Annotated in this window: 23 protein-coding genes; 6 read left to right on the top strand and 17 right to left on the bottom strand. The window is 51.4% G+C overall.

Annotated elements, in window-relative coordinates; translation table 11 throughout:
* Positions 1-21: 21 nt before the first annotated feature.
* Both ribD and nrdR read right to left on the bottom strand, forming a co-directional pair.
* Complete coding sequence (gene ribD, locus CEK60_RS00925; RefSeq protein ID WP_232471448.1) at positions 22-1,188, bottom strand: bifunctional diaminohydroxyphosphoribosylaminopyrimidine deaminase/5-amino-6-(5-phosphoribosylamino)uracil reductase RibD; 1,167 nt, start codon at positions 1,186-1,188, stop codon at positions 22-24.
* Positions 1,188-1,691: a transcriptional regulator NrdR gene (gene nrdR, locus CEK60_RS00920; RefSeq protein WP_089037417.1), complete on the bottom strand. Its 504-nt coding sequence runs from the start codon at positions 1,689-1,691 to the stop codon at positions 1,188-1,190. The genes ribD and nrdR overlap by 1 nt, the downstream gene beginning before the upstream one ends.
* A 238-nt stretch (positions 1,692-1,929) precedes the next feature.
* Here nrdR and CEK60_RS00915 point away from each other — a divergent pair, with 238 nt between their 5' ends.
* The 3 genes from CEK60_RS00915 to dsbG all read left to right on the top strand — a co-directional run bounded on the left by CEK60_RS00915 (position 1,930) and on the right by dsbG (position 5,472).
* Entirely contained in the window at positions 1,930-3,699 is a 1,770-nt protein-coding gene (locus tag CEK60_RS00915; RefSeq protein WP_089037416.1) for a sugar phosphorylase, read from the top strand.
* 106 nt (positions 3,700-3,805) lie between these two features.
* Positions 3,806-4,621: a TlpA family protein disulfide reductase gene (locus tag CEK60_RS00910; protein WP_089037415.1), complete on the top strand. Its 816-nt coding sequence runs from the start codon at positions 3,806-3,808 to the stop codon at positions 4,619-4,621.
* A gap of 71 nt (positions 4,622-4,692) precedes the next feature.
* A complete protein-coding gene (gene dsbG, locus CEK60_RS00905; RefSeq protein WP_089037414.1) occupies positions 4,693-5,472 on the top strand; it encodes a thiol:disulfide interchange protein DsbG in 780 nt (259 codons plus the stop codon).
* A 141-nt stretch (positions 5,473-5,613) separates the two neighbouring features.
* On the opposite strand, the gene CEK60_RS00900 is transcribed toward dsbG, so the two are convergent.
* From CEK60_RS00900 to CEK60_RS00850, 11 genes are all read right to left on the bottom strand, one after another.
* On the bottom strand, positions 5,614-6,669 hold the full coding sequence (locus CEK60_RS00900) for a c-type cytochrome (protein ID WP_198361440.1): 1,056 nt from the start codon (positions 6,667-6,669) through the stop codon (positions 5,614-5,616).
* Positions 6,666-7,361: a c-type cytochrome gene (locus CEK60_RS00895; RefSeq protein ID WP_089037413.1), complete on the bottom strand. Its 696-nt coding sequence runs from the start codon at positions 7,359-7,361 to the stop codon at positions 6,666-6,668. Before CEK60_RS00895 ends, CEK60_RS00900 begins: the two co-directional genes overlap by 4 nt.
* An 86-nt stretch (positions 7,362-7,447) precedes the next feature.
* The gene (locus CEK60_RS00890; RefSeq protein ID WP_089037412.1) at positions 7,448-8,794 is read right to left on the bottom strand and encodes an ATP-binding protein; all 1,347 of its coding nucleotides are present in this window, start codon (positions 8,792-8,794) and stop codon (positions 7,448-7,450) included.
* Positions 8,791-9,492 carry a response regulator gene (locus tag CEK60_RS00885; protein WP_089037411.1) on the bottom strand — a complete coding sequence of 234 codons (702 nt, stop codon included), beginning with the start codon at positions 9,490-9,492 and terminating at the stop codon, positions 8,791-8,793. The genes CEK60_RS00890 and CEK60_RS00885 overlap by 4 nt, the downstream gene beginning before the upstream one ends.
* 181 nt (positions 9,493-9,673) lie before the next feature.
* Complete coding sequence (locus tag CEK60_RS00880; protein ID WP_089040813.1) at positions 9,674-10,096, bottom strand: DUF6691 family protein; 423 nt, start codon at positions 10,094-10,096, stop codon at positions 9,674-9,676.
* Positions 10,097-10,106: 10 nt separating this feature from the next.
* The gene (locus tag CEK60_RS00875; RefSeq protein WP_089037410.1) at positions 10,107-10,568 is read right to left on the bottom strand and encodes a YeeE/YedE family protein; all 462 of its coding nucleotides are present in this window, start codon (positions 10,566-10,568) and stop codon (positions 10,107-10,109) included.
* 18 nt (positions 10,569-10,586) lie between these two features.
* Positions 10,587-10,778 carry a YgaP family membrane protein gene (locus CEK60_RS00870; RefSeq protein WP_089037409.1) on the bottom strand — a complete coding sequence of 64 codons (192 nt, stop codon included), beginning with the start codon at positions 10,776-10,778 and terminating at the stop codon, positions 10,587-10,589.
* Positions 10,779-10,805: 27 nt separating this feature from the next.
* On the bottom strand, positions 10,806-11,672 hold the full coding sequence (locus tag CEK60_RS00865) for an MBL fold metallo-hydrolase (protein ID WP_089037408.1): 867 nt from the start codon (positions 11,670-11,672) through the stop codon (positions 10,806-10,808).
* Positions 11,673-11,983: 311 nt separating this feature from the next.
* Positions 11,984-13,204, bottom strand: coding sequence for a glycosyl transferase (locus CEK60_RS00860; protein ID WP_089037407.1), 1,221 nt, complete (start codon positions 13,202-13,204; stop codon positions 11,984-11,986).
* Positions 13,201-14,160 carry an HAD-IIB family hydrolase gene (locus tag CEK60_RS00855; protein ID WP_089037406.1) on the bottom strand — a complete coding sequence of 320 codons (960 nt, stop codon included), beginning with the start codon at positions 14,158-14,160 and terminating at the stop codon, positions 13,201-13,203. The genes CEK60_RS00860 and CEK60_RS00855 overlap by 4 nt, the downstream gene beginning before the upstream one ends.
* 346 nt (positions 14,161-14,506) lie before the next feature.
* Positions 14,507-15,520 (bottom strand): OmpA family protein, encoded by a 1,014-nt coding sequence (locus tag CEK60_RS00850; protein ID WP_089037405.1) that lies wholly within the window; start codon positions 15,518-15,520, stop codon positions 14,507-14,509.
* A 160-nt stretch (positions 15,521-15,680) separates the two neighbouring features.
* Here CEK60_RS00850 and CEK60_RS00845 point away from each other — a divergent pair, with 160 nt between their 5' ends.
* From CEK60_RS00845 to CEK60_RS00835, 3 genes are read left to right on the top strand one after another with little or no spacing between them, the layout of a single operon-like run.
* Positions 15,681-16,391 carry a hypothetical protein gene (locus CEK60_RS00845; protein ID WP_089037404.1) on the top strand — a complete coding sequence of 237 codons (711 nt, stop codon included), beginning with the start codon at positions 15,681-15,683 and terminating at the stop codon, positions 16,389-16,391.
* Between the two features lie 4 nt (positions 16,392-16,395).
* Positions 16,396-16,989 carry a FlgO family outer membrane protein gene (locus tag CEK60_RS00840; protein ID WP_089037403.1) on the top strand — a complete coding sequence of 198 codons (594 nt, stop codon included), beginning with the start codon at positions 16,396-16,398 and terminating at the stop codon, positions 16,987-16,989.
* A 41-nt stretch (positions 16,990-17,030) separates the two neighbouring features.
* On the top strand, positions 17,031-17,867 hold the full coding sequence (locus CEK60_RS00835; RefSeq protein ID WP_089037402.1) for a glycosyltransferase family 32 protein: 837 nt from the start codon (positions 17,031-17,033) through the stop codon (positions 17,865-17,867).
* Between the two features lie 78 nt (positions 17,868-17,945).
* On the opposite strand, the gene CEK60_RS00830 is transcribed toward CEK60_RS00835, so the two are convergent.
* The 4 genes from CEK60_RS00830 to CEK60_RS00815 all read right to left on the bottom strand — a co-directional run bounded on the left by CEK60_RS00830 (position 17,946) and on the right by CEK60_RS00815 (position 21,393).
* Entirely contained in the window at positions 17,946-19,124 is a 1,179-nt protein-coding gene (locus CEK60_RS00830; RefSeq protein ID WP_232471447.1) for an O-antigen ligase family protein, read from the bottom strand.
* Between the two features lie 405 nt (positions 19,125-19,529).
* Positions 19,530-19,742, bottom strand: a complete 213-nt coding sequence (locus CEK60_RS00825; RefSeq protein WP_089037401.1) for a DUF6447 family protein — start codon at positions 19,740-19,742, stop codon at positions 19,530-19,532.
* A 99-nt stretch (positions 19,743-19,841) separates the two neighbouring features.
* The gene (locus tag CEK60_RS00820; protein WP_089037400.1) at positions 19,842-20,402 is read right to left on the bottom strand and encodes a hypothetical protein; all 561 of its coding nucleotides are present in this window, start codon (positions 20,400-20,402) and stop codon (positions 19,842-19,844) included.
* Positions 20,403-20,604: 202 nt separating this feature from the next.
* A complete protein-coding gene (locus tag CEK60_RS00815; protein WP_089037399.1) occupies positions 20,605-21,393 on the bottom strand; it encodes a SapC family protein in 789 nt (262 codons plus the stop codon).
* Positions 21,394-21,402: the final 9 nt, after the last annotated feature.

Raw genomic sequence — 21,402 nt, 5'->3', positions numbered from 1 at the left:
ACCTTGCTCTGGCCCGGCGCGCTAGTCAGTGCATGGTTTAGCGATGATGCGCCAGTCACTACCAACGGCTCGAATTTCTTTAATAGTTAAGCGCTTCTGGTCGGCCATGCGAGTCATCCCGGGCAACGCAAATAGTGGTCGAGCCTCGCCTCCCAAAAGCGTGGGAGCAACAAATAACTGCAGTTCATCCACCGCATTTGCATCTAACAGCGCGCCTGCCAGCGTAGCGCCGGTTTCAACAAGCAGCTCATTTACCTGCTCATGCTCAGCCAACCAGTTCAGCATCTCTGCGAGGTCGATTCGGCCTTCTTGAGCCGCGGGCAGTACCTTAATGTCAGCGCCTGCAGCTTCCAGCTTTTGGCGTTTTTCTTCACTGTGGTGTTCAGTGGTAATAATCAATGTGCGGCCTGGTTCACGAAGACAAGCGGCCGCTAACGGTAACCGTAGACGCGAATCCAAAATAACGCGTAGTGGCTGCCGCTGACTAATTGTATCCGCGTTATCGAGCCCCAACTGGTCTGCGCGCACGGTTAGTCGTGAATCATCCATAATGACGGACTCAACGCCGCTCAAAATAGCGCTTGAACGCGCTCGCAGACGCTGCACTTGGCTACGAGCTTCTGGGCCAGTAATCCATTGTGACTCTCCAGAGCCCATGGCAGTACGGCCATCCAGGCTCATGGCCATTTTTAAACGCACAAAGGGACGCTTGTGCTGCATACGGGAAATAAAGCCAGGATTTAACGCACGGGCATCCTGTTCCAACAGCCCAACATCTACCTGAATTCCTGATTCCCGAAGCCGCTTGATACCGCGTCCACTCACGCAAGGGTTAGGGTCAACCATTGCGACGACCACGCGGGCAACGTTGGCATCCGCTAACGCACCGGCACAAGGACCAGTGCGACCTGTATGGGAACAAGGTTCCAGCGTGACATAAGCCGTTGCGCCTTCTGCCCTGGCACCAGCGGCGTTAAGCGCGTGAATTTCTGCATGAGGTTCGCCAGCACGGAGGTGAAAGCCCTCGCCAACCACCTGCCCTTCCGCGTGTTGATCGTAGCGGACAATAACACAGCCTACCCGGGGGTTGGGGTCTGTTGTATACAGCCCTTTCGCCGCCAATTGCAGAGCACGCGCCATAAATTGATGATCAGCGCTGGTAAAGCCTCTCTCCATCAACTCGTTCATCAAACCTCTCCGCGATCTGGGTCGCTGTGGGCTGATGCAGGGTGATCGCCTGGATCTTGAGAAAGACGGTCTATCTCAGCGCGAAATTCGTCTAGATCCTGAAACTTACGATATACCGATGCAAAGCGGATATACGCCACCTGATCCAGGTTGCTTAATGCCTTCATGACGGCTTCACCGATATCCCGCGCATTAACTTCGCGATCCCCGCGGGCACGAAGCGATTGACGAATACGCTCCACGGCGGCTTCTATTGCCTCAGCACTCACCGGACGCTTCTCTAGCGCCCGCAACATGCCTGCCCGCAGCTTGCTCTCGTTAAAGGTTTCGCGTGAGCCGTCGGATTTTACGACCCTCGGCATAATCAGTTCTGCGGTTTCATACGTGGTGAAGCGTTCTTGGCAGCTAGCGCATTGGCGACGACGGCGCACCTGGTCACCGTCGGCTACCAGCCGCGAGTCGGTCACTCGAGTATCATTAGCACCACAAAAAGGGCAATGCATGGCAGTCAACCTGTTGTCAGTACGTGCAGCGTGTCAGCTTGTGCGGATAACGGCACATATAAGCAATATTGCAAACTATTATTAGCAGCGGAGTAGCCACGCGCTACAACGACATGCAGTTTAAGGGCGCTTGCAAGCAAAAATAGTCGCTTCTTTAAACGCGGCGTTAACCTAGCATTGTAACGATTTGGCACACAAGCTGCAGCGTTTGTCGTAGGTTGTTTAAGAGGACATCCCTATGACCCCATTTGAGCAGACAGTCCACCATTTCCTTTCGCACCTCTACGGCCCCCGCGCCAGCGAGGTACAACGCCGTCTTGGACAACACATTGACCACTTTCGCAGTGCATCACAGGCGCCAGCCATAACTGAAAATACCGCGGCTGAAGGCGACAATGCACCAAAATGGAGCGAAAAAGATCAATGGGTCATTAGCTACGGTGATTCCATTGTGGCAGAGGAAACACCGCCTCTTGCCGTGCTTAATGAGTTCCTTCAGCGCTATTTGGGGGAGCGTATTAGCGGCGTGCATGTGCTGCCTTTTTTTCCCTGGAGTAGCGATGATGGCTTTTCAGTCATTCATTACCGTGAGGTTAATCCAGAGCTAGGCGATTGGCAGCATATCCGTGAGCTGGCAAGCCACTATGACGTGATGGGCGATTTAGTGCTAAACCACGTGTCTCGCGAGTCTCTGTGGTTTGTGGATTATTTAACCGGAAGCTTGCCAGGTCGTGATTACTTTATAGAAGTAGACCCAGAAACCGATGTTTCTGACGTGGTTCGACCACGTAGCAGTCCATTGCTAGTGCCCATTTCCACGCGTCGGGGTACGCGCCATGTATGGGCAACCTTCTCAGAAGATCAGATCGATTTAAACTTTGAAAACCCTGACGTATTGCTTGAGTTTGTTGGCATCTTGCTGTTTTACCTTCAACAGGGCGTGCGTATCATTCGCCTGGATGCAGTGGCATTTTTATGGAAGCGTCTGGGCACGCCATGCATCCATCTTCCCGAAACCCATACGGTGGTCCGTTTACTGCGCGCCATTGTGGATGAAATAGCGCCGGGCACGCTGATAATTACCGAGACCAATGTCCCTCACGCAGAAAACATCAGTTACTTTGGCTTAGAACGGTTAGCCAACGGGGCGCCAGACGAAGCCCACATGGTCTATCAATTCGCCCTGCCCCCTTTGTTATTGCACACACTCACCCGCGGTGAAGCCACTACCCTTCAAACATGGCTTGCCAGCCTGCCGATACTGCCCAGACACTGCACCTATTTAAACTTCACCGCGAGCCATGATGGGATTGGCGTGCGTCCTTTAGAAGGAGTGCTACCTGACCATGAGCGAGATGCACTGCTAGAACTGATGCATCGCTTTGGTGGCTTTGTCAGCATGCGGAGCAATCCTGATGGCAGTGACTCGCCCTACGAAATCAATATTACTTGGTTTGAGGCCATGCGCGGCACGCGTAGAGGACCAGACCCCTGGCAAATTGCCCGCTTCCTGTGCAGCCAAGCTATTATGCTGACGCTCCAGGGCATTCCCGCCCTCTATATTCATACATTGACCGGCACGCTTAACGATGTCGAAGGAGTGGAGCGCAGCGGCCGATTGCGCTCAATTAATCGACGCCGCTGGCAGCGTGATGAGCTAACACTGTTACTCGAAAGCCCCTCAACGCCGACCCACGATGTGTTTCATGCGCTTAGCCGCTTGCTGGAACTTCGGCGCACAGAGCCCTGCTTCCACCCCAACGCCACACAACGCGTACTGACTACGCCGCCTGAAGTGTTAGCCATTGAGCGAGGCCCGCTAAGCGACGGCCGCCGCCTGCTTGCCCTGTTTAATGTCACCGATACGCTACTGCCATTAGATAATGTAGGAGAAGCACTTGAGCAGACACTTAGCCAACATGCTTGGCGTGCTTTAGATCTGCAAAACGCCCAGGAAGAGACCACGCTTCCTCCCTATGCAATAAGATGGATGGTGGCAGATACGTGAAAAATGCATTGCGGCATAATGTCTCAGCAATGAGCCAATATAATCGTCAAATAATCGACGACTGAGATACTGCAGCATTCAACATTGACTGAGTTAACCGTTAATTATGCTGCAACAAAGCATCGTCATTGGCCCTTTGGGGTTCAGCCTTCATCAGCTGGTTTTAATAGTGGCTTTTTTGATAGCGCTTCTGGTAGGAGCGTTACTAGGGCGGCGACACCGCGTAGCGGTCAGCGACACGCTTATAACGGTATTTTTTATTGGCCTCCTGGCTGCCCGAGTCGTGTTTGTCGTGCGTTACTGGGAAGCGTATGACGGTATTATTTCCCGATTAGATATTCGTGACGGTGGCTTTGATTTAGCAGCCGGTTTTATTGCTGGACTGAGTTACGCGAGCTGGGCTCTCTGGCGCTCTGCTCGTCAACGCAGGCCTTTAAGCGGTGCCTTGTTTGCGGGATTGCTTACTTGGGGAATGCTGGTTGGTAGCACGCTATTAATCGAACAGCAATCGCGCCCACTCCCTCCCACCGCTTTATTAGACCGGAACGGCCACCCTGCCAGCCTACCTCAGCTTGCCACGCAAACGCAGCAGCCTCTGGTTGTTAACCTTTGGGCAAGCTGGTGCCCTCCCTGTATTCGAGAAATGCCTGTTTTTGAGGAAGCTCAAAATACCCAGCAGGACATCACATTTGTGTTTGTTAATCAGGGGGAAAGCGCCCAGCACATTGAGACATTTATGAATCAATATGACCTTTCACTTGATAATGTGTGGCTTGACCAAAGCAATGCATTAGGGAGAGCAACGGGGGCTCATGCCATGCCCACTACCCTTTTTTATAATGCGCAAGGAAAACTCGTGAACACGCACTTTGGCGAACTTTCCCGAGCAACGCTTCAACAAGGCTTGAAACGATTACGTTGAGGCAACCTCCTACCTTTGCTCATAACGTTACTGGCTTACACTGCGTATCTTTCACACATAAGGACTTACTTATGAAATACTTTTCCCTGTCTCGTTTAAGCACCTTGTTGCTATTAACGGGCATTGGCAATATCTCGACAGGCTATGCCGAAGAACTGCCCGCACCGGTTCAAGCGCTCACCAATCAGGGGATAACGATTCACGGTCAGTTTGAGGCGCCAGGGGGCATGCGTGGTTACGGTGCTAGCGTGCAGGGCCAAGAGCTGGCGATTTATTTAACGCCTGATGGCCAACACACCATTATCGGCACGCTAATGGATGATCAAGGCAACGATCTCACCGAAGCACAGATAGAGGAGCATGTTCGGGTTCCGCTTGAAGCGCAAACCTGGGCGTTACTGGAAGAGAGCCACTGGATTCAAGATGGCGATGAAAACGCGCCGCGGGTTATCTATACCTTTACCGATGCTAACTGCCCCTACTGTCGCCAACTGTGGCAACAAAGCCGCCCCTGGGTAGAGGCTGGTGAAGTGCAGCTGCGCCATATTATGGTGGGCATCTTAGCGCCGAACAGTCCCGCTCTGGCGGCCACTATATTAGGTGCAGATGACCCTTCTGCCGCGCTACATGACCACAGCAGCGGCGATTCACTTTCAGCAAGCGCTCAGCCTAGAGATATTGAAGAACAGGTATATGCCAACAATCAGCTTTTTGAAGAGCTAGGCCTGTACGCTACGCCCACCAGCGCCTTCCAGCGCGAGACAGACAGTGGCAGTTTACGTATCGACCGAATTCAAGGCTTACCCAGCGAGGAGCGTTTAATTGAAATGATGGGCGGTGAAGCGCCTTAAAGCAAACTATATAAGCGAGTTTTAAAGCGCCCATCCAGCATCCTCAAACCAATCACTAGCCCGTGGGGTTATACCACCACGGGCTACTATTTTTTTCCGGATACGTTGGTTGCGATGCTTCTATCGCTGCTCCTCAGCTAGTTACTCGTCTGTCAGGTTTTCAAAACGCGGCATACCGACGTTCCATGGCTCGATATCGCCTTTTTCGCCAAAGTTCGCATGGTCGCCAAGGACATGGCCGTCATGCTCACGGGCTTGCCCATAAAGCGAACGTTTATGAAAAGTAGGGCCGAAGCGCTCTAGTGTCTCAGCAACGTCACCCGTGTAACGGGGATCTTGCGGTCGCTCTTGGCTAGTCATGTAATAGGCAATGTCCCAGGCATCCTGATCACTTAACGAGCGTGGCTGTCCTAGCGGCATATTGTTGTAAATAAACCCTGCAGCGGTATCGACTCTGACAATGCCTGCGCCCCAGTTATTAGAGCCATCGCCCCAGGGTGCGGGGAACACATACTCGCCGTTCTCATAGTGTCCAGCGCCGTTGTCTTGATGGCAAATGGCGCAGTTTTCTTGGTACGCGGCTTCACCACGGGCGTAATCGGGGGATTCATCTGGCTCGTCTGGCGCAGGAAAACCACGCCCATAAATAGGCTGACTGGGGTACATTGGCGCACCAGTAGCCAACCATTGGTGGTAGGCGCTGAGTGCGAGCATCTCATCACTGCCATAGGCAGGTGGCGTACCATTCATCGAGTAAGCAAAGCAGCCAGCAATGCGCTCTTCAAGATTGTTAACATGCTGATTTTTACCCCTGAAGTCAGGCAGCGTGACCGCCGCTGCCCAGACCGGTGCGCTAAACGGCTGACGCCCTTCGCCTAAGTGGCAGCTTGAGCAGTTCATGTCATTGAAAACGTTTTCACCACGTAGCTGCTGCGTGTTGGTAAATAGGTCATAGCCATACCGAATGACCTTTTTTAGCTCTGGATGGATATCAGCGTCTTCCAGGTCTGCCATCGTCGGTGGAACATGAACTAACTCGCCCTCTTGCGGTGCAGGAAAGCCAAGCTCCACTAACCGCTGATAGGGCGCTTCGTTCGATGGGTCGGCAGCATTGTCAGCGAAAGCGCTGACGGCTAGTCCGGTAGCTAATGAACAGCCTGTTAGCGCTAGCACGAGACGTTTTTTATGCAAAATCATTGCGCTACCTCCCCTTCTTCACTACTGACTTGGGCACTAACGTCCTGGGTGGCATACCACGCTGATACCGCCTGGATATCCTCATCGCTCATGCGCTTGGCAATGGCTGCCATCAAGTTTTGGGGATCATTATGGCGCTGATCATTTTGCCAAGCATGCAGCTGGTTGCTTATGTAACCAGCGTGCTGACCTGCAATACCGGGGAACACCTCCCCAACGCCAGTGCCATTCGGGCCATGACAGCTCTTGCATGACACAATGTAGGCATCCCAATCTCCACGCTCAGCTAACTGTTCGCCACGGGCCAATAGCGCGTCGTCCACATCATCGCCACCCTGGCCAGGGGTGATAGGCATTGCGCTATAGTAAGCGGCAACATCCGCTATTTGCTGGTCATTAAGCATGTTAGCAAAGGGCATCATGGTGGCGTTTTGGCGACGTCCCTCTTTAAAATCGTGTAGCTGCTTAACGATATAATCAGCATTAAGCCCAGCCAAACGCGGCCACGACTCACCTCCAGGTATGTTCATCCCGCTACCGTTAGCTTGATGACATGCTGTACAGGTTGCCGCGGCGGCCTGGCCACGCTCGGCATCGCCTGTTTCGGCAAAGGCCACACCTGCGAGAGTGCTACCGCCTATAAGGCTGGTGCCCATCAACAAACTAAACTTGCCCCACGGTTTTTTATTCATATATCCCCCTGACTGCTGTTCGTTATTTACTTACCTGCCCGTTATTGACTAGCCATTGCTCATTGACTGAGATAACGCAGCGAGCGCTATCGAATAGCCTCAGATCCTTCTCGTTGCTCATCCCCTGCCGTAGGAATGGTTAAGTGGGCGCTAAACCCGCCGGCCAGGACATTTTCAAAACTTACCCAGCCCCCAAAACGCTCAACAATTGCCGCCACAATCGCTAAGCCCAAACCGCTACCTTGCTGCTTGCTCACGCGCCAGAAACGCTGAGTTAACTGTTTTAGTGTAGCGTCATCGACGCCGCTACCCTGGTCATGCACCGTGAACGTTACATGACGCTGATCAGCGGCAGACTGCACGTTTAACGCTACAGGCTGCTCACTTGCCCCATGATGCAGTGCGTTATCCAGTAAATTACGTAGTGCGGTTATTGCCAGCTCTCTAGGCATAGCAACGCACACTTGGGGTAATTGGGAGGTAATCTGGCACTGCCCGGCGGTTGCCATGCTGTCGGCGATCGCCAGATCAACAATCTCACCTACCTGACTTGGCTCGCCATCATCAAAGCGCATGCGCCCTTCAACTCTTGCTAACGTCAGTAACTGATCTAGCGTATGCGCCAGTCGAACCACCCCCGCCTCTGCGCATCTGAGCGCTTCTTTCGCCGTTTCGCCGTCGGCTCGCTGCGCTACTTGTAGATGGGTTTTAATCGCCGTTAAGGGCGTACGTAACTCATGAGCGGCATCGTTGGTAAAACGCTGCTCACGGACAATGGTTTGTTGGATTCTTACGAGTAGCCCATTGAGCGTCTCAATCAACGGTTTAATCTCTTTCGGCACACCATAGGTAGACACGGGTGCCAATGCTTCCGGATGACGACTGGCAAGCGATTCGCGCAGCCTTGTTAGCGGCGCCAAACCACGCCAAACAACCACCCAGAGCGCAATTAAACTGCCTGTTAATGCCACCACAAACGGCAAGACAGCGACGCGAAATACATCGCTTAGCAATATGTCCCGCTCATCCATCCGGTCGGCGGTAGTAATGACCAGATTGCCCCGCTCATAGGTAAAGACACGCCAGGTAGTATCGCCTTCCTGCCGGTAAGCATGACCGCGCTCACCCGGTGTCAGTATGGTTTCCATGTTGGCATGAGTGCGGGCAATGATATCGCCACGTGGAGAGTGCACCTGACAGGCCAACCCCTCGATCGGAGGGATAGACAAAGCGTGAGATTGGCTCTGCTCCCAGACATCTTCAGGCAGCTGAAGCACGAGCCCGGCGACCATGCGTGCCGACTGAGCAAGGCGCTGATCTAGCGTTTCTACGAATTTTTTTTCTAAATCATTGAGTAACCAAGCCGCAGCAACACCCCACAGCAATGCCAACGTCACCCCCAGAGTGAGCAATAGGCGGGCTCGTAAACTCATTGCTGCCCCTTATAAGACGTACCTGGAATGTGAACAGCCTCAGGCTTGCCTAACCGATAGCCCAACCCACGAACCGTCTCAATGATGCCACTGCCTAATTTTCGGCGTAGGTGGTGGATATGCACGTTCAGTGCATTGCTCTCTACATCGTCACTCAAACCATAAAGGCTATCTTTTAGCTGGTCGGCAGAAAGCACGCTGCGTGGCGAATGCAGAAAGGTCTCTAAAAGCACCAATTCTCGGCGTGATAGCGATACCAACTGACCGGAGACTTTCACTTCACGCGCATGGGGATCCAGCGTTAGCACCCCATGTATCGTCATACCCTGGCTACGGCCTGATACTCGCCGCAGCAGTGCATGAAGACGGGCCACTAACTCATCAAGGTCAAAGGGTTTCACCAGATAGTCGTCGGCTCCGCACTGCAGGCCGTCAACACGGTCTCGTACCGCATCACGCGCCGTTAGCATTAACACTGGGGTAGCGTTGCCTTGGTCGCGCCACGATTGCAGCAGTTGCAAGCCGTCGCCATCGGGAAGACCACGATCAAGTATCACAACATCACTCACCACTGACTGCATGATTTGTCCCGCGGCTTGAATCGTAGACACATGATCGACGACAAAGTCGTACATCATTAAGCCGGAGCGTATTCCTGATGCAACAAGTGGATCATCTTCAATGAGTAAGACGTGCATGGCGGTTTTCCTTTTATTACTACTAGCATGGCAAATGCACGTTAACCCAGCATTAAGCTAGCGAGCTGTGCCATAAACTGATTACAAAAACTCATTTACCAAAGCTCATTCACAAAAACCTGCTACAAAAACGCCCTTGCCTAGGGAGACAAGGGCGATCGCAGTGGTTTATACATTAACGCTACTGGCTAATACGTTTTGCAATAAACCAGCCAGCCACCATCGCGACCAACAGCGCCAATAACGGCAATGAGATCCCACCGATGGAGGCGATGGCAGGGCCAGGACAGTAGCCAGAAAGCCCCCACCCAATGCCAAATAGCGCCGCACCACCCAGCAGCTTGCCGTCTAACGCTTGCTTAGTTGGAAGCTGAAAATTAGTGCTAAACAGCGGCTCGCCACGGGCAAATACCAACCGATAGCCCACAAACGTTGTGCCTACCGCACTGCCTAGCACAAACATCAGCGTTGGATCCCAGGCGCCAGCCACATCAAGGAAGCCAAGTACACGGGCAGGATCCGTCATACCCGAGATAGCTAGCCCAAGCCCGAATAGCAACCCAGCGACATAGCCAGCAGCGGTTTTTACTGTTGCACTATTCATATCACGCGCCTCATACACCACCTCCAATCATATGACGCATCACATAGACCGTGGCGATCGCTGTGAGTAGAAACACCCCAGTGGCGGCCATAGAGCGGGGGGATAAGCGTGCCAAGCCGCAAACGCCATGGCCGCTGGTACAGCCGCTGCCAAGCCCTGTGCCTAACCCAACTAACAGACCGGCTATCAACATCAGCGGCACGCCGCCAGCTGGCGCACCGATCACCGCACCGGGAGCATCGGCAACGTTGCCCAGCCCGCCTCCCATTGCCATGACCAGTAACGGGCCACTCACCAGCCCAACCAAAAAGGCTAAGCGCCAAGCGCTGTCGCCTTTAGGTCGCTGGGTTATTAAGTTTCCAATAATGCCGCTAATACCGGCGATGCGTCCCAAGGCTCCCATCAACCACACCGCGGATAAGCCTATCAATACACCACCAACGAGCCCTTGCAGGCTTGCCATCCAGTCCACAGGTGTCTCCTTGCTGTGTTAATGCCTGTTTTTACAGGTTGAGATGCCCAGCAGAGGATACAGTGGGCAAAAATTAAACAGCCCAGTGGCGAGCGGTACAACGCCAATCCATCCCCATGCGCCAATGGTGCCGGTAAGCGCCAGCATGATCAGAATAAGACCAACAACGATTCGTGCCACCTTGTCGATACCGCCGACGTTTGCTTTCATTTTCTGCTCCTCGATAATCAATATCAGTTAAAAACGGTTGATAGGGACTTTTAGATAGACAACGCCGTTGTCGTCGGCAGGCGGCATTTCTCCCGCGCGCATGTTGACCTGTACGGAAGGAATGATGAGTTTAGGCATGCCTAGCGTGGCATCACGCTCAGTGCGCATTTTCACGAACTCATCTTCTGTAATGCCTTCATGTACATGGACGTTCGCGTCACGCTGCTCTGCCACATTGGTCTCGTGCTGATAAACGTCTCGGCCTGGCGCTTTATAGTCATGGCATAAAAACAGCCGCGTTTGCGGCGGCAGTGCCAACACCTTTTGGATAGAGCGGTACAGCGTACGCGCATCGCCACCGGGAAAATCACAGCGGGCGGTGCCGTAATCTGGCATAAACAGTGTGTCGCCAACGAAGGCCGCGTCGCCTATTACATAAGTAAGGCAGGCAGGCGTATGGCCTGGCGTATGAAGCACGCGCGCTTGAAGACTACCGATGGTGAACGTATCACCTTCGTTAAACAGGGCATCAAATTGGCTGCCGTCCCGAGCGAACTCAGTACCCGCATTGAATGCTTTACCAAAAATTTCCTGTACGTCGACAATGTGTGCGCCAATCCCGGTTTTTCCACCTAACGTTTGGTGCAAATAGGGTGCCGCAGAGAGGTGATCAGCATGCACATGGGTTTCTAAAATCCAGGTCACTTCAAGGCGGTTTTCGCGAATAAATTCAATAATTTCATCCGCAGAACGTACATCCGTATGCCCCGCGGCATAATCGAAATCGAGTACCGAATCTAGAATTGCGCAGGCATTACTCTCTGGGTCCTGCACCACATAACTAAAGGTATTAGTGGGCTCATCAAAGAAGTGAGTAACAATCGGGTGTTGCATTCTGTGCCTCCCGCTAATGGCAAGTAGTGATATTGCTATGCAACCATCATAGACCACAAAAAAGTTATATGCTTATATTTTACTGGAATTTAAAGCCATTTATTGAGCATGGTCAATATTGCTCGCCTACCAGTAGCCGCGAGATAAAAAAAAGCACCTCGCTGCCAACGAGGTGCCGTGATGAGAATGACATTATCGGTTAAGCGACATTCACCAGCTTCTATCTACTTAAAGCCTTATATACTTTAAGATCTGATAAGCTCAACCAACTGATAAATTTAAATATTTCTAGAAAAAATAGGCATGGAGCGTTAAACCTCACCCTGGTTATCAAGTTCTACCGCTTCATGCATACGGGCTAGCACGTCAGGCATCGCCGCTTGCACACGGTTCCAACTGGGAATGAAGGGACGTTCGCGGGGGTTATCTAAAAACAGATTGCCGGCTTCTAGCAAATTGCTGGCAAATAGCTCCACTGCCTGTTCTTCACAGTGGCGATCTAAACTTAGTCCATTCATTGTCGCGTCGTGATCATAGGCTTCAATGAGGTCTAAGGCTAAACGGTAGTAGGTTGCTTTGAGCGTCCGGAAATCTTCGCTGCTAAAGCTAACCCCTTGGGTAGCCAGCTTACGATACAGCGCTTTAGCGATATCCAGACTCATTCGGTTCAAGCCACTGGTCGCATCCGCTTCACTAACGGGCTGATGCTTATGGTCATAGGCGTCGGCAATATCGACCTGACACAGCTGACGATGGGAGTAGTTACGCTGCAACTCCGACAGCACGCCGATTTCCAATCCCCAGTCAGCGGGAATTCGGATGCCCTCAAGCACATCGCTGCGCATGGCAAATTCACCGGATAACGGGTAACGGAAGCTGTCTAAATAATCCAAATAGGGTAACGGGCCACAGACAGTTTTCAAGGCACGTAGCAGCGGCGTCACCATCAACCGAGAAACACGCCCATTGAGCTTTCCTTCGGCAATACGCGGGTAATAACCTTTACAAAAACTGTAATTAAAACGAGGATTCGCGACGGGATACATAAGGCGCGCTAGAAGGCCACGGTCGTAGGTAAGAATATCGCAATCGTGAAGACCAACAGTGGTCGAGCGACCTGAACTAAGCACATAGCCAGCGCAATACCATACGTTTCTTCCTTTACCTGGCTCTAATGCCCCCAAACCATGATGTTCTAATTCTTGGTCGATGGCGCGTAAGCGCGGACCGTCATTCCATAAGATTCGAGTGTGCTGGGGCAAGCGCGAAAAGAACTCCCGTGCATATAAAAACTGATCCCGGTCTGCCCTGTCCAAACCAATGACAATTTCATTGAGATAAGGCACTTTCACCAGCTCATCAACAATCGCCGACAGCGCAGGCCCTTCCAGTTCAGAAAAAAGCGAGGGTAAGATCAGCCCCATTGGGCGGCGTTTGGCAAACTGGCAAAGCTCCTGTTCAAGTGCCGCAACTGGCCGACGCGTTAAGTTGTGAAAATCGGTTATCACACCATTTTGATGGAAATCACTCATACGCTAGCCTCCCGTGACTTGTAATCTGATGCAGCGGTGTCATTCACTGGCGTCATTTTTAGACGCCCGTTATCTCGCCCCCACCAGTGGGCTACCCCCTCAGCCCAGCCAGTTGGCCCAGTCGCGTTTGTTCGATATAGCGCACGGTTGTGCGGCTCAACGTTAAGTGCGTGGCAACCTCGAATCACCACCGCTTGATCGACAGTGTCCAGCATCGTGATATCGTTTGGGCCATCGCCCAAGCCCAATGACAGTGGTTGGCTGCCTCGTAATGCAGTAAATCGCTTGATTAGCCACTCTACAGCACCACCTTTGTCAGATAAGCGCCCAATCACATGCCAAAAGCGTCCCCCTTGAGTGAGTTCAAGGCCATCGCCTTCAAGCGCAATGCGGAACGTTTCAAGTGCAGTTGCATTATCCTCCCAAATAAGCGGCTCACTCCCCTCCCGCTGCCGCGCAGCTTTCGCACGGATTTCATCAAGCCCAGTTAACGCCATTACCTGCTGAAGACTTAAGTCGCCCATGCGGGTAAACCGAACACCCAAGCGCTTACGCCAAACGTTTAGTCGCGCTTTAATGAAGCCACTATCAACGCCGGTGTGTTTAATAACGACGCCATCCCGGCCATTACCAGGGCGATCTAAACGCGCATGACACCAACCAGGCGGCAAACCAATAACGGCGCCATTCTCGGCAATAAAGGGGGTCGCCGTTAGCCCAAGGGCTTCCCGGAGAGGGATGAGTTCAGCGCGAGTTTTACTGGTAACCGGAATGACCGGAACCCCTAGCTGTTTAAGGCGGGCAAGCCAGGGCTTGGCAGGTGAGAAATCATAACTGTGGTGATCTAGTAATGAACCATCTAAGTCGGTGACTACCAAACGCGGTTGAAGCGCTGGGTCTAAGTCGCTAGGTGACTGAGCATCACTGGGCAACGCAGTATGCCTTTGTTCGGTCATAGCACCACCTTTTTGCAATCTTAAAAGTCGTTACACACGCCCACTTTTAGATAAGCAACCAAGCAGTTTGTATGCCAATACAATTTTATTGTTAATAATCAGAAGATTGGCTCATAAAAACCAGCTGTCTTTTTATAAGCACCAAAACAACGCAATCTTGACGCACCAAAATAGCGCGCAAATAAATTGAAAAAAATTCGACAAGCCCTTGGCAAAAGCCCACAAATAGCTATACTCAAATTGTACCCACTGGCAACCTTGTACACCCCTCACCTGATGCCAGTGGGCTGCAGTGAGACAAGCCCTTTCATACCCGCCTCCCCGGCGGGTTTTTTTGATCTATTCCTTAGTCCACGTGAATAACTACCTCAACGCGACGGTTGCGCGCTCGCCCTTCAACAGTATCGTTATCTTCTAGCGGCTGGGTTGCGGCTAGTCCAACCGCTCGTAAACGCTCCGGAGCAACCCCTGCGGCTTCCAGTGCCTCAACGATCGCAATCGCCCGCGCACTTGAAAGCGCCCAGTTGGACGAAAACTCTGGGGTATTGATGGATTGGCTATCAGAGTGCCCCTCCACCCATACTTCCCCCTCGAAGCGCTGAATGGTATCCATCAACGACCCCACTAGCGTTGAGCCCCCTTCTGTCAACTGAGCATCGGCAGAGGGAAATAGCAACCGATCTTGTACACGCAGGCTGATCCCTTCGGCAACCCGGGAAACTTCAACGCCTTCCAAATTAGGTAGATACGTCGAGGCCTCCACACGCTCAGCCAATCTCTCATCAAGTGCTAATGCGCTATTCATCGCCACATCAGACACTTTTTGTACATTAATAGGTGGGCGATCGGTGAGCACTACCATGTAATCCGCCAACGGCGAAACAGCCTTACGCTCATCGGTAGGCAGCAGCAACTGCGGAAGACTACTAGTGACAGCCGATGGCTGCGTATCTATCGAGTCCTCTTCAATCCGCGCCAATAAAGGAGGCACCTCCACAACAGCAGTGCGAGCTTTAGGCAACCCTGCCACACCCAACGCAGCGCTAATCGCAAACGGGCTGAGCGTATCACTACTAGGTGATACACCGAGTACCGTGCGCTGCTGGCGGACTTCAGCAAGCGCATCCGGCAAGGGTATTTCTCTAGCAGGTGACGACTCATAGCCGTACTCATCGGCTGTTTCTTGCTGAAACAATGATGGGCTTGTCACATTTGCCGCAGCAATAATAATAACGAACAGGGCTACCAGTAGCGTCATGATGTCAATATAGCTAATCATCCAACCGCTATTACTTTCATCTTCTGGATAGGCAGTTAGCAGTGAATCATGGCGCGGACCAGCGCGGTGGTCTTCAAGCATGGGGGGGTTCACTCATTCAAGTTTTTAACCTCGTGGCCGATATAGGGTAAGCGTGGCAAACTAGTCTATCAAAAGCCGTTTCGTAGCGAGAAGGAACAATCAGGTGCGCACCCGACCTATGTCATCAAGAACTGCTTCATTATCGACAATGTCACCATCCATGGTTCAACTATTGCGCCCTGCCTGTATTGGACTGGCGAGCCTGGTGCTAAGCGGCTGCTTTTATGCCAACACATCGCAGGCTCCCATTGCGACTACCTACCCTTATAGTGAGCAGCAGCGCATGCAAGCGGCTCAGCACTGGGAAGTGCTAGCCCAACACGAAGCGGCAGGCATTCTTCGCAGTGAACGGGTTCGCTTTAGAGACCTGCATATTCCAGCGCAAGAGCATACATCCGTTAGCGCCTACTATGGTGGCGAATTTGAACGTGGCTTTCGTACGCTATTAACAAGCGAACTGGTGTCGCGTGGGGGAAGCGTGATGACACACCCCAGCACTGGCGGCGCCACCGTCCAAGTAGACGTTGAAGTTGTTGAGCATCGTGATCGCGGCTATATACGCCCACCGTTTGGTGCTTACACCGCCCTTGCCGGTGGCGTGACCGTGGCTAGCATGGCACTAGGAAACTGGAGCGAACCTGCACTTGCATTAATTCCCGCGGCGATGGTGGCAGATACGACCAGCGGCAGTTGGACTTATGAGGGCAAAGAGGAGGTTATCATCACTACCCAGATCGTTGATAATGACCGCATTCTCTACTCCTCTTCTAATATTTATTACATAAATGCTGGTGATCGACGTCACTATGCACCACATCGTGTTCCTCAAGCGCCTGTAACCCCTACTGTTTCTATCACCAATACTTGGTAATTACATGCTTTCACTCTCTTCCTCTCTGTCTCCACTGCGCGGCTTAGCAGTTGGCGCTCGCCTGCTTATCGCTGCGTTGCTTATGCTGTTTTTGGCTGGTTGCACTGCACTTGGCAATAACAATAGCGTGCGAAATGCCGAGCCTCAGCCAGACCTCTCCGAACTAGCCCATGAAGCCGCCGCACAAATGGTCGCCAGCAACCCAGACCTTACACGCCACAGCCCGATGATTGCGGCTACTTTTGTAAGTATTGATAACTTAAGCCAATCGTCGACATTTGGCCGTATTAGCTCAGAAATTATGGCGTCTGCCCTCGCAAGGCAAGGTATGCAGGTACGCGAAGTCAAAATGCGTGACAGCATGTTTATTGAAGAGACCGTTGGTGAATTAATTTTATCCCGCCAAGTCCAACGTCTTAGCGCCCAGCACAATGCACGTTCGATACTGATGGGTACTTATGCACAAGGCCAGGACTATCTCTATGTGAGTGCACGAGTCGTTCGCGCTGGTGATGCGATGGTGCTTGGCAGCGCCGACTTTAAACTACCGCTGGATAATAACACCCGAAGCTTATTGGAAGGCCAAGGCGGCTGGTAGCCGATTCACCTCTTGCCGCGATACGAATGAAAAGGATGAACATGCCCACCCGCACAAGCAAACCACTTATCGTGGCCACTAGTCGCTTGATAAAGCTATGCGCAAACATTACCAAGCTGCTTAGCTATATTTTTCATGCCGTGCTGCCGAACAAGCGCTTCACGCTGCCAGCCTATGCCGCGCCCTGGCTGAAACCTAAAAATAGCTCGACTATTCCACGTATTATTTGGCAGACCAACTTCACTAATAGAGTGACCCTTCCGGTTTACCTGAACTACTTGTTTAATCGTCTCATGGCCCCTCGTTTCGAATATCGCTTCATGATTACCGACGCGCGAAGTGACTTCATTAAAGAAAATTTCGACGACGCCCTATTCACCAGCTATTCAAAGTTACAAATTGGTGCGGCGCAGGCTGATTTTTGGCGCCTCATGGTGCTTTACAAATACGGCGGCGTTTACCTTGATATTGACGCACATGCCATCTGGCCACTTTCCCGTGTTGTCCCTGGTGATATTGACGAACTCTACGTCACCACCCGTAAAGGTGAGCTGAGCAATTACTTCATCGCCAGCAAACCAGGTAACCCCAACCTACGCAGATTGATTGATCAAGTGCAGCAAAACATTGAAGAGAACACTCTCACCAACGTGTTTGAGCTCACTGGTCCTGGCGTATTCATTCAGCTATTAGATCAACGCACCGTCCCCACAGTGTCATACCGTCACGCCTGCAACCAAGGCAATTTTACTAACGAGCACTTCCAGTATATTGATAAAAAAGCGGGCAAATGGACCAGGGAGCAGAAAGAAGTTGCAATTGTAGCTCCTGAAACCGTAGAGCAATCCACAACTTCGCCGCATAAAAACGACTCATAAGTTAATAAACGTCGGCCTATATCCAGCCACAGCTGGTAATAAACCGACGTTTAGACGATTCAGCTTTATAACATTGTTCTAGCCTTGAAATACTCTACTGTAAGCACTGTAACATCCCCATATAACAGCTAACCAAAACGCATAAAACATAGCGCCGCTATTATGGGCTAAAAAGGTTTGGGATAGCCCAAAGTCAATGAACGCAACCGGAAGCAGCGTGCCCGCCACCGCTAATGTTCGTATTTGCAGGTTCTCGTGCACCACTCCAGAGGCAAACATTTTAAGTGGCACCATGTAGAGCATTACAAGCACAGCCAACCCCACTACCCCTCTCTTAGCCAGCGCATCGATAAATTCATTGTGCGCATGGCCAAATTGAGCCGCCACTGGAGAGATACTGTGTTGCTGCCCCAAATTAAGCATCGCCGCTTCATACCCCGACTCTCCCCAGCCTAGCAGCGGACGCTGAATAATTAATTGCGATGCCCCACGCCACATTTCAAAACGTAGCCCAAGAGAGGTATTGCTCTCCTCGCCTGAAACATAGAGGCTGATATCGCTAATCGCCGAATTAACGCGCTGCTGAACCCCCGTCTGAGGCAGTACAAACACCAACGTAGCCAGTGTCACAACCAGCCCAGCCACACTCACTTTTAACGCCAACGGTAACTGACGGCCAAAACCACGATAAAGAACATAGCCAATGACAGGCAGACCCACCCAACCACCACGGCTACCTGACATCAGCGACCCCAACATTCCCAGCAAAGCCCCTAGCAACAGTAAAACCACCCAAATGACGCGCTGACGCTGAAGTACCGCCCAGCCCAAACCTGCTAGACATAACACGCCCATTAACATGCTTAGATTGCCAAACTGGATGGGATGTAAATAGCCACCAACACGCTCTATTCCATTGCCAAACCGTTGCCATAACCCCCAGCTACCTGCTCCTATGGCACCCAGCGACAACCCGCTCCATAACCATGTCTGGCGTGGCGGAAAGCGTAAAATGAGTAGCAATACTGGAATGGCTAGCAAAAAGCGTAATGGGCGATCAAAGCCCTTAGCGCCTAGATCTATAATGGACAGCCCCCCCACAACCACTCCGTAGACCACTAACGTCAGAATTATCCAGCGGTCTTTTGAAGTGAGTGAATAAGGCGATTGCAAAAACAATAGGGAAATGCTGACAAGTAATAACAACAGAGGACCAATGGAATAACCCGATGGAACAATGAGGGCCAAGGCTCCCATTAGAAACACCGCAATCCCAGTAACACTTCTTAGTGACTCAGAAGGAAAAAAAAGACGACTAAACATAAAGGTAGGCGACCCAGCGGTTATATGGAAACCACGAATAGTAGCATAACCACCCACCTGAAGATGCCACAGCCATGCTCAATATAAGAGACATGACGATGGTATCGTTAGATAGCACACAGCCGGAAGCAATAGGGGGCAAGTAAAGTAGGTGGGCAAGCAAAGATAGGGGGCCTGAGCATCCTCCGGCACCCTACCCCACTAACGCGCATAAAGTTTCTTATATCACTGTTCGAGCAGAACATTTAAGCCATTACCCTGCTCCTGGATCAATAGTCCACTTCCAGGAATAGCGCTCGCCGAGGTGCTGCGCACAGTACAAAAACGCTGCTTTATGGTTTAGTGCTTGCGCTGCTCTGGCAGCTCTTTTTTGAGTGCATTTGCGTAGGCAGCGCGAGCTGTTTGAGCAATAGCAAGCTGCTGGTTAAGGCGCTGAATCTCTTGGTCTGTAAGACGAAGATTTGTCAGTTGATTACGTGCATTTTCAGAGAGATCGGAAAGGTTATATTCCTGACCATCAATAGTGACTGTCTTGGCTTCTTGCTTTTCCATAAAAGCTCCTTAATAAATCAAAATAAAATTTAATGCGACAATATCGCCATATCTTTTCTATTACTTATCGATCATAAAAACGATATATAAAATCACCTATCACTTGGAAAGTGATCGAGAATTCAGCATTTCAAATAAACGACCAATGTTAGCATCACTAGGCAGACGTTGTGATGGCCTGGTGGGATGGCGAAGCGCAAATTGGCTTAGCGTTTTAGCCTGTATAACACTTGCCATTGACGCCACTCTACAACGCCACGTGAAGTGACAGGCTGAAGAGCTGTCAACCGTTACCTCTCCCCAACCAACAACGCCAAGCCCTTTAATATATACGACCAGCGTATCACCTTCCTGATAGCTATGCCCGCCCGGTACAGCGTGTAAAGGGCATGACACATCAGAAAGCTCAACCCACTCTCTTGGCACCGTATGCCAATAACATCGGCCCGCAGGTATACCGAGAGGCTTAGGTAGTGCACTTAGCAGACGCTGCTGGCAAAGCGTTCGAGCCATTGAGTAATGCGCCAATCGCTCACGCAGCTCTGCAATATGCGCGTCTACCTGCTGAAGGTTCACCAACTGAGCACGCGCACGCGAACTCAGTACCCACGTAGGGTATCGACGTCCTTCCAGCACGACGCTTTTGGGCATTTTAGACATTAGGCTCCAATCTCGTCGCCTTTAAAATAAGCGCCATATTCTACTGAATTCAACTCGCTTGGTAAAAAATCTTTTTTCAAAGCCAAGCAGCAACCCTATAAAGCTAAATTTATTCAGTAAAAAAGGCAAAACGTCGTCATGAGCGAGATATTGCTCCCCATCGAACCGTTAATTCAGAAAGCAAGAAATTAATCAATCAACATCAATCATCAAAACTCAGTTGTAGGTCATCACTCTCCTCAAACCACTCATCTAAGCTTTCAACATTCGGCGCAGCCGTGTGGTGTAGGCGATAAAGTTCAGCTAGGTTATTTAGACGATGCTGAGATAGCAATTGCGCATAGGCAAGACTAAGCCCGCCCGCATCACGCAACGTTGATAACGCTTCGGGCACTAGGGCATTAAGCCGTTTTTCGTCAATGCGATATAGCCCTTCGACTTGCTGAACTTGTTCATTATCGCCTTGTGTTTTCAGCGGCCACGGCTGAATTAGCTGCTCATTTGCCAACGCATTAACTGCACGAGCAGCCAATGCTTGCCCCTGCATCACTTTGTTTAAAAAGCTACGCAGCTGCTTTAACGTCTCAGAATCCTCGCCACTGTCATTGAAACAGCGCTTGCCCTGCTCACCGGCATTTGCTAGCCAGAGACCACTATCCATATCAACACAAAGCGACCACTGGCGCTGGTTTTCGTTAGGTTGTAACCGGAAGGGATAAGCACGATACAGCGCCGGAATATATCCCGTTAGCCAGCGACCGTTTGGCGCCACACAAAGATTAACGTTTTGAGTCAATGATTGAACAGCCACCAACTGATAACGACCCGCGCCCACCTCACGAAATGCAAGGGGAACCGACTTCAGAATGTGGGGCACTTCTTCCAATGATACAGCGACTAACGTTTGATCAGCGGCAAAAAGATAATCCGTATAAGGCAACCAACCACCCTGAGCATGCTGATTAGCATCTAGTGGTACATATCGTGACATATGCTTACC

This window comes from Halomonas sp. N3-2A, assembly GCF_002216165.1.
In the GTDB taxonomy this organism is placed as follows: Bacteria; Pseudomonadota; Gammaproteobacteria; order Pseudomonadales; family Halomonadaceae; genus Vreelandella.
Note: the sequence above shows the minus strand (reverse complement) of the source record. Positions and strands in the feature narration are given on the sequence as shown.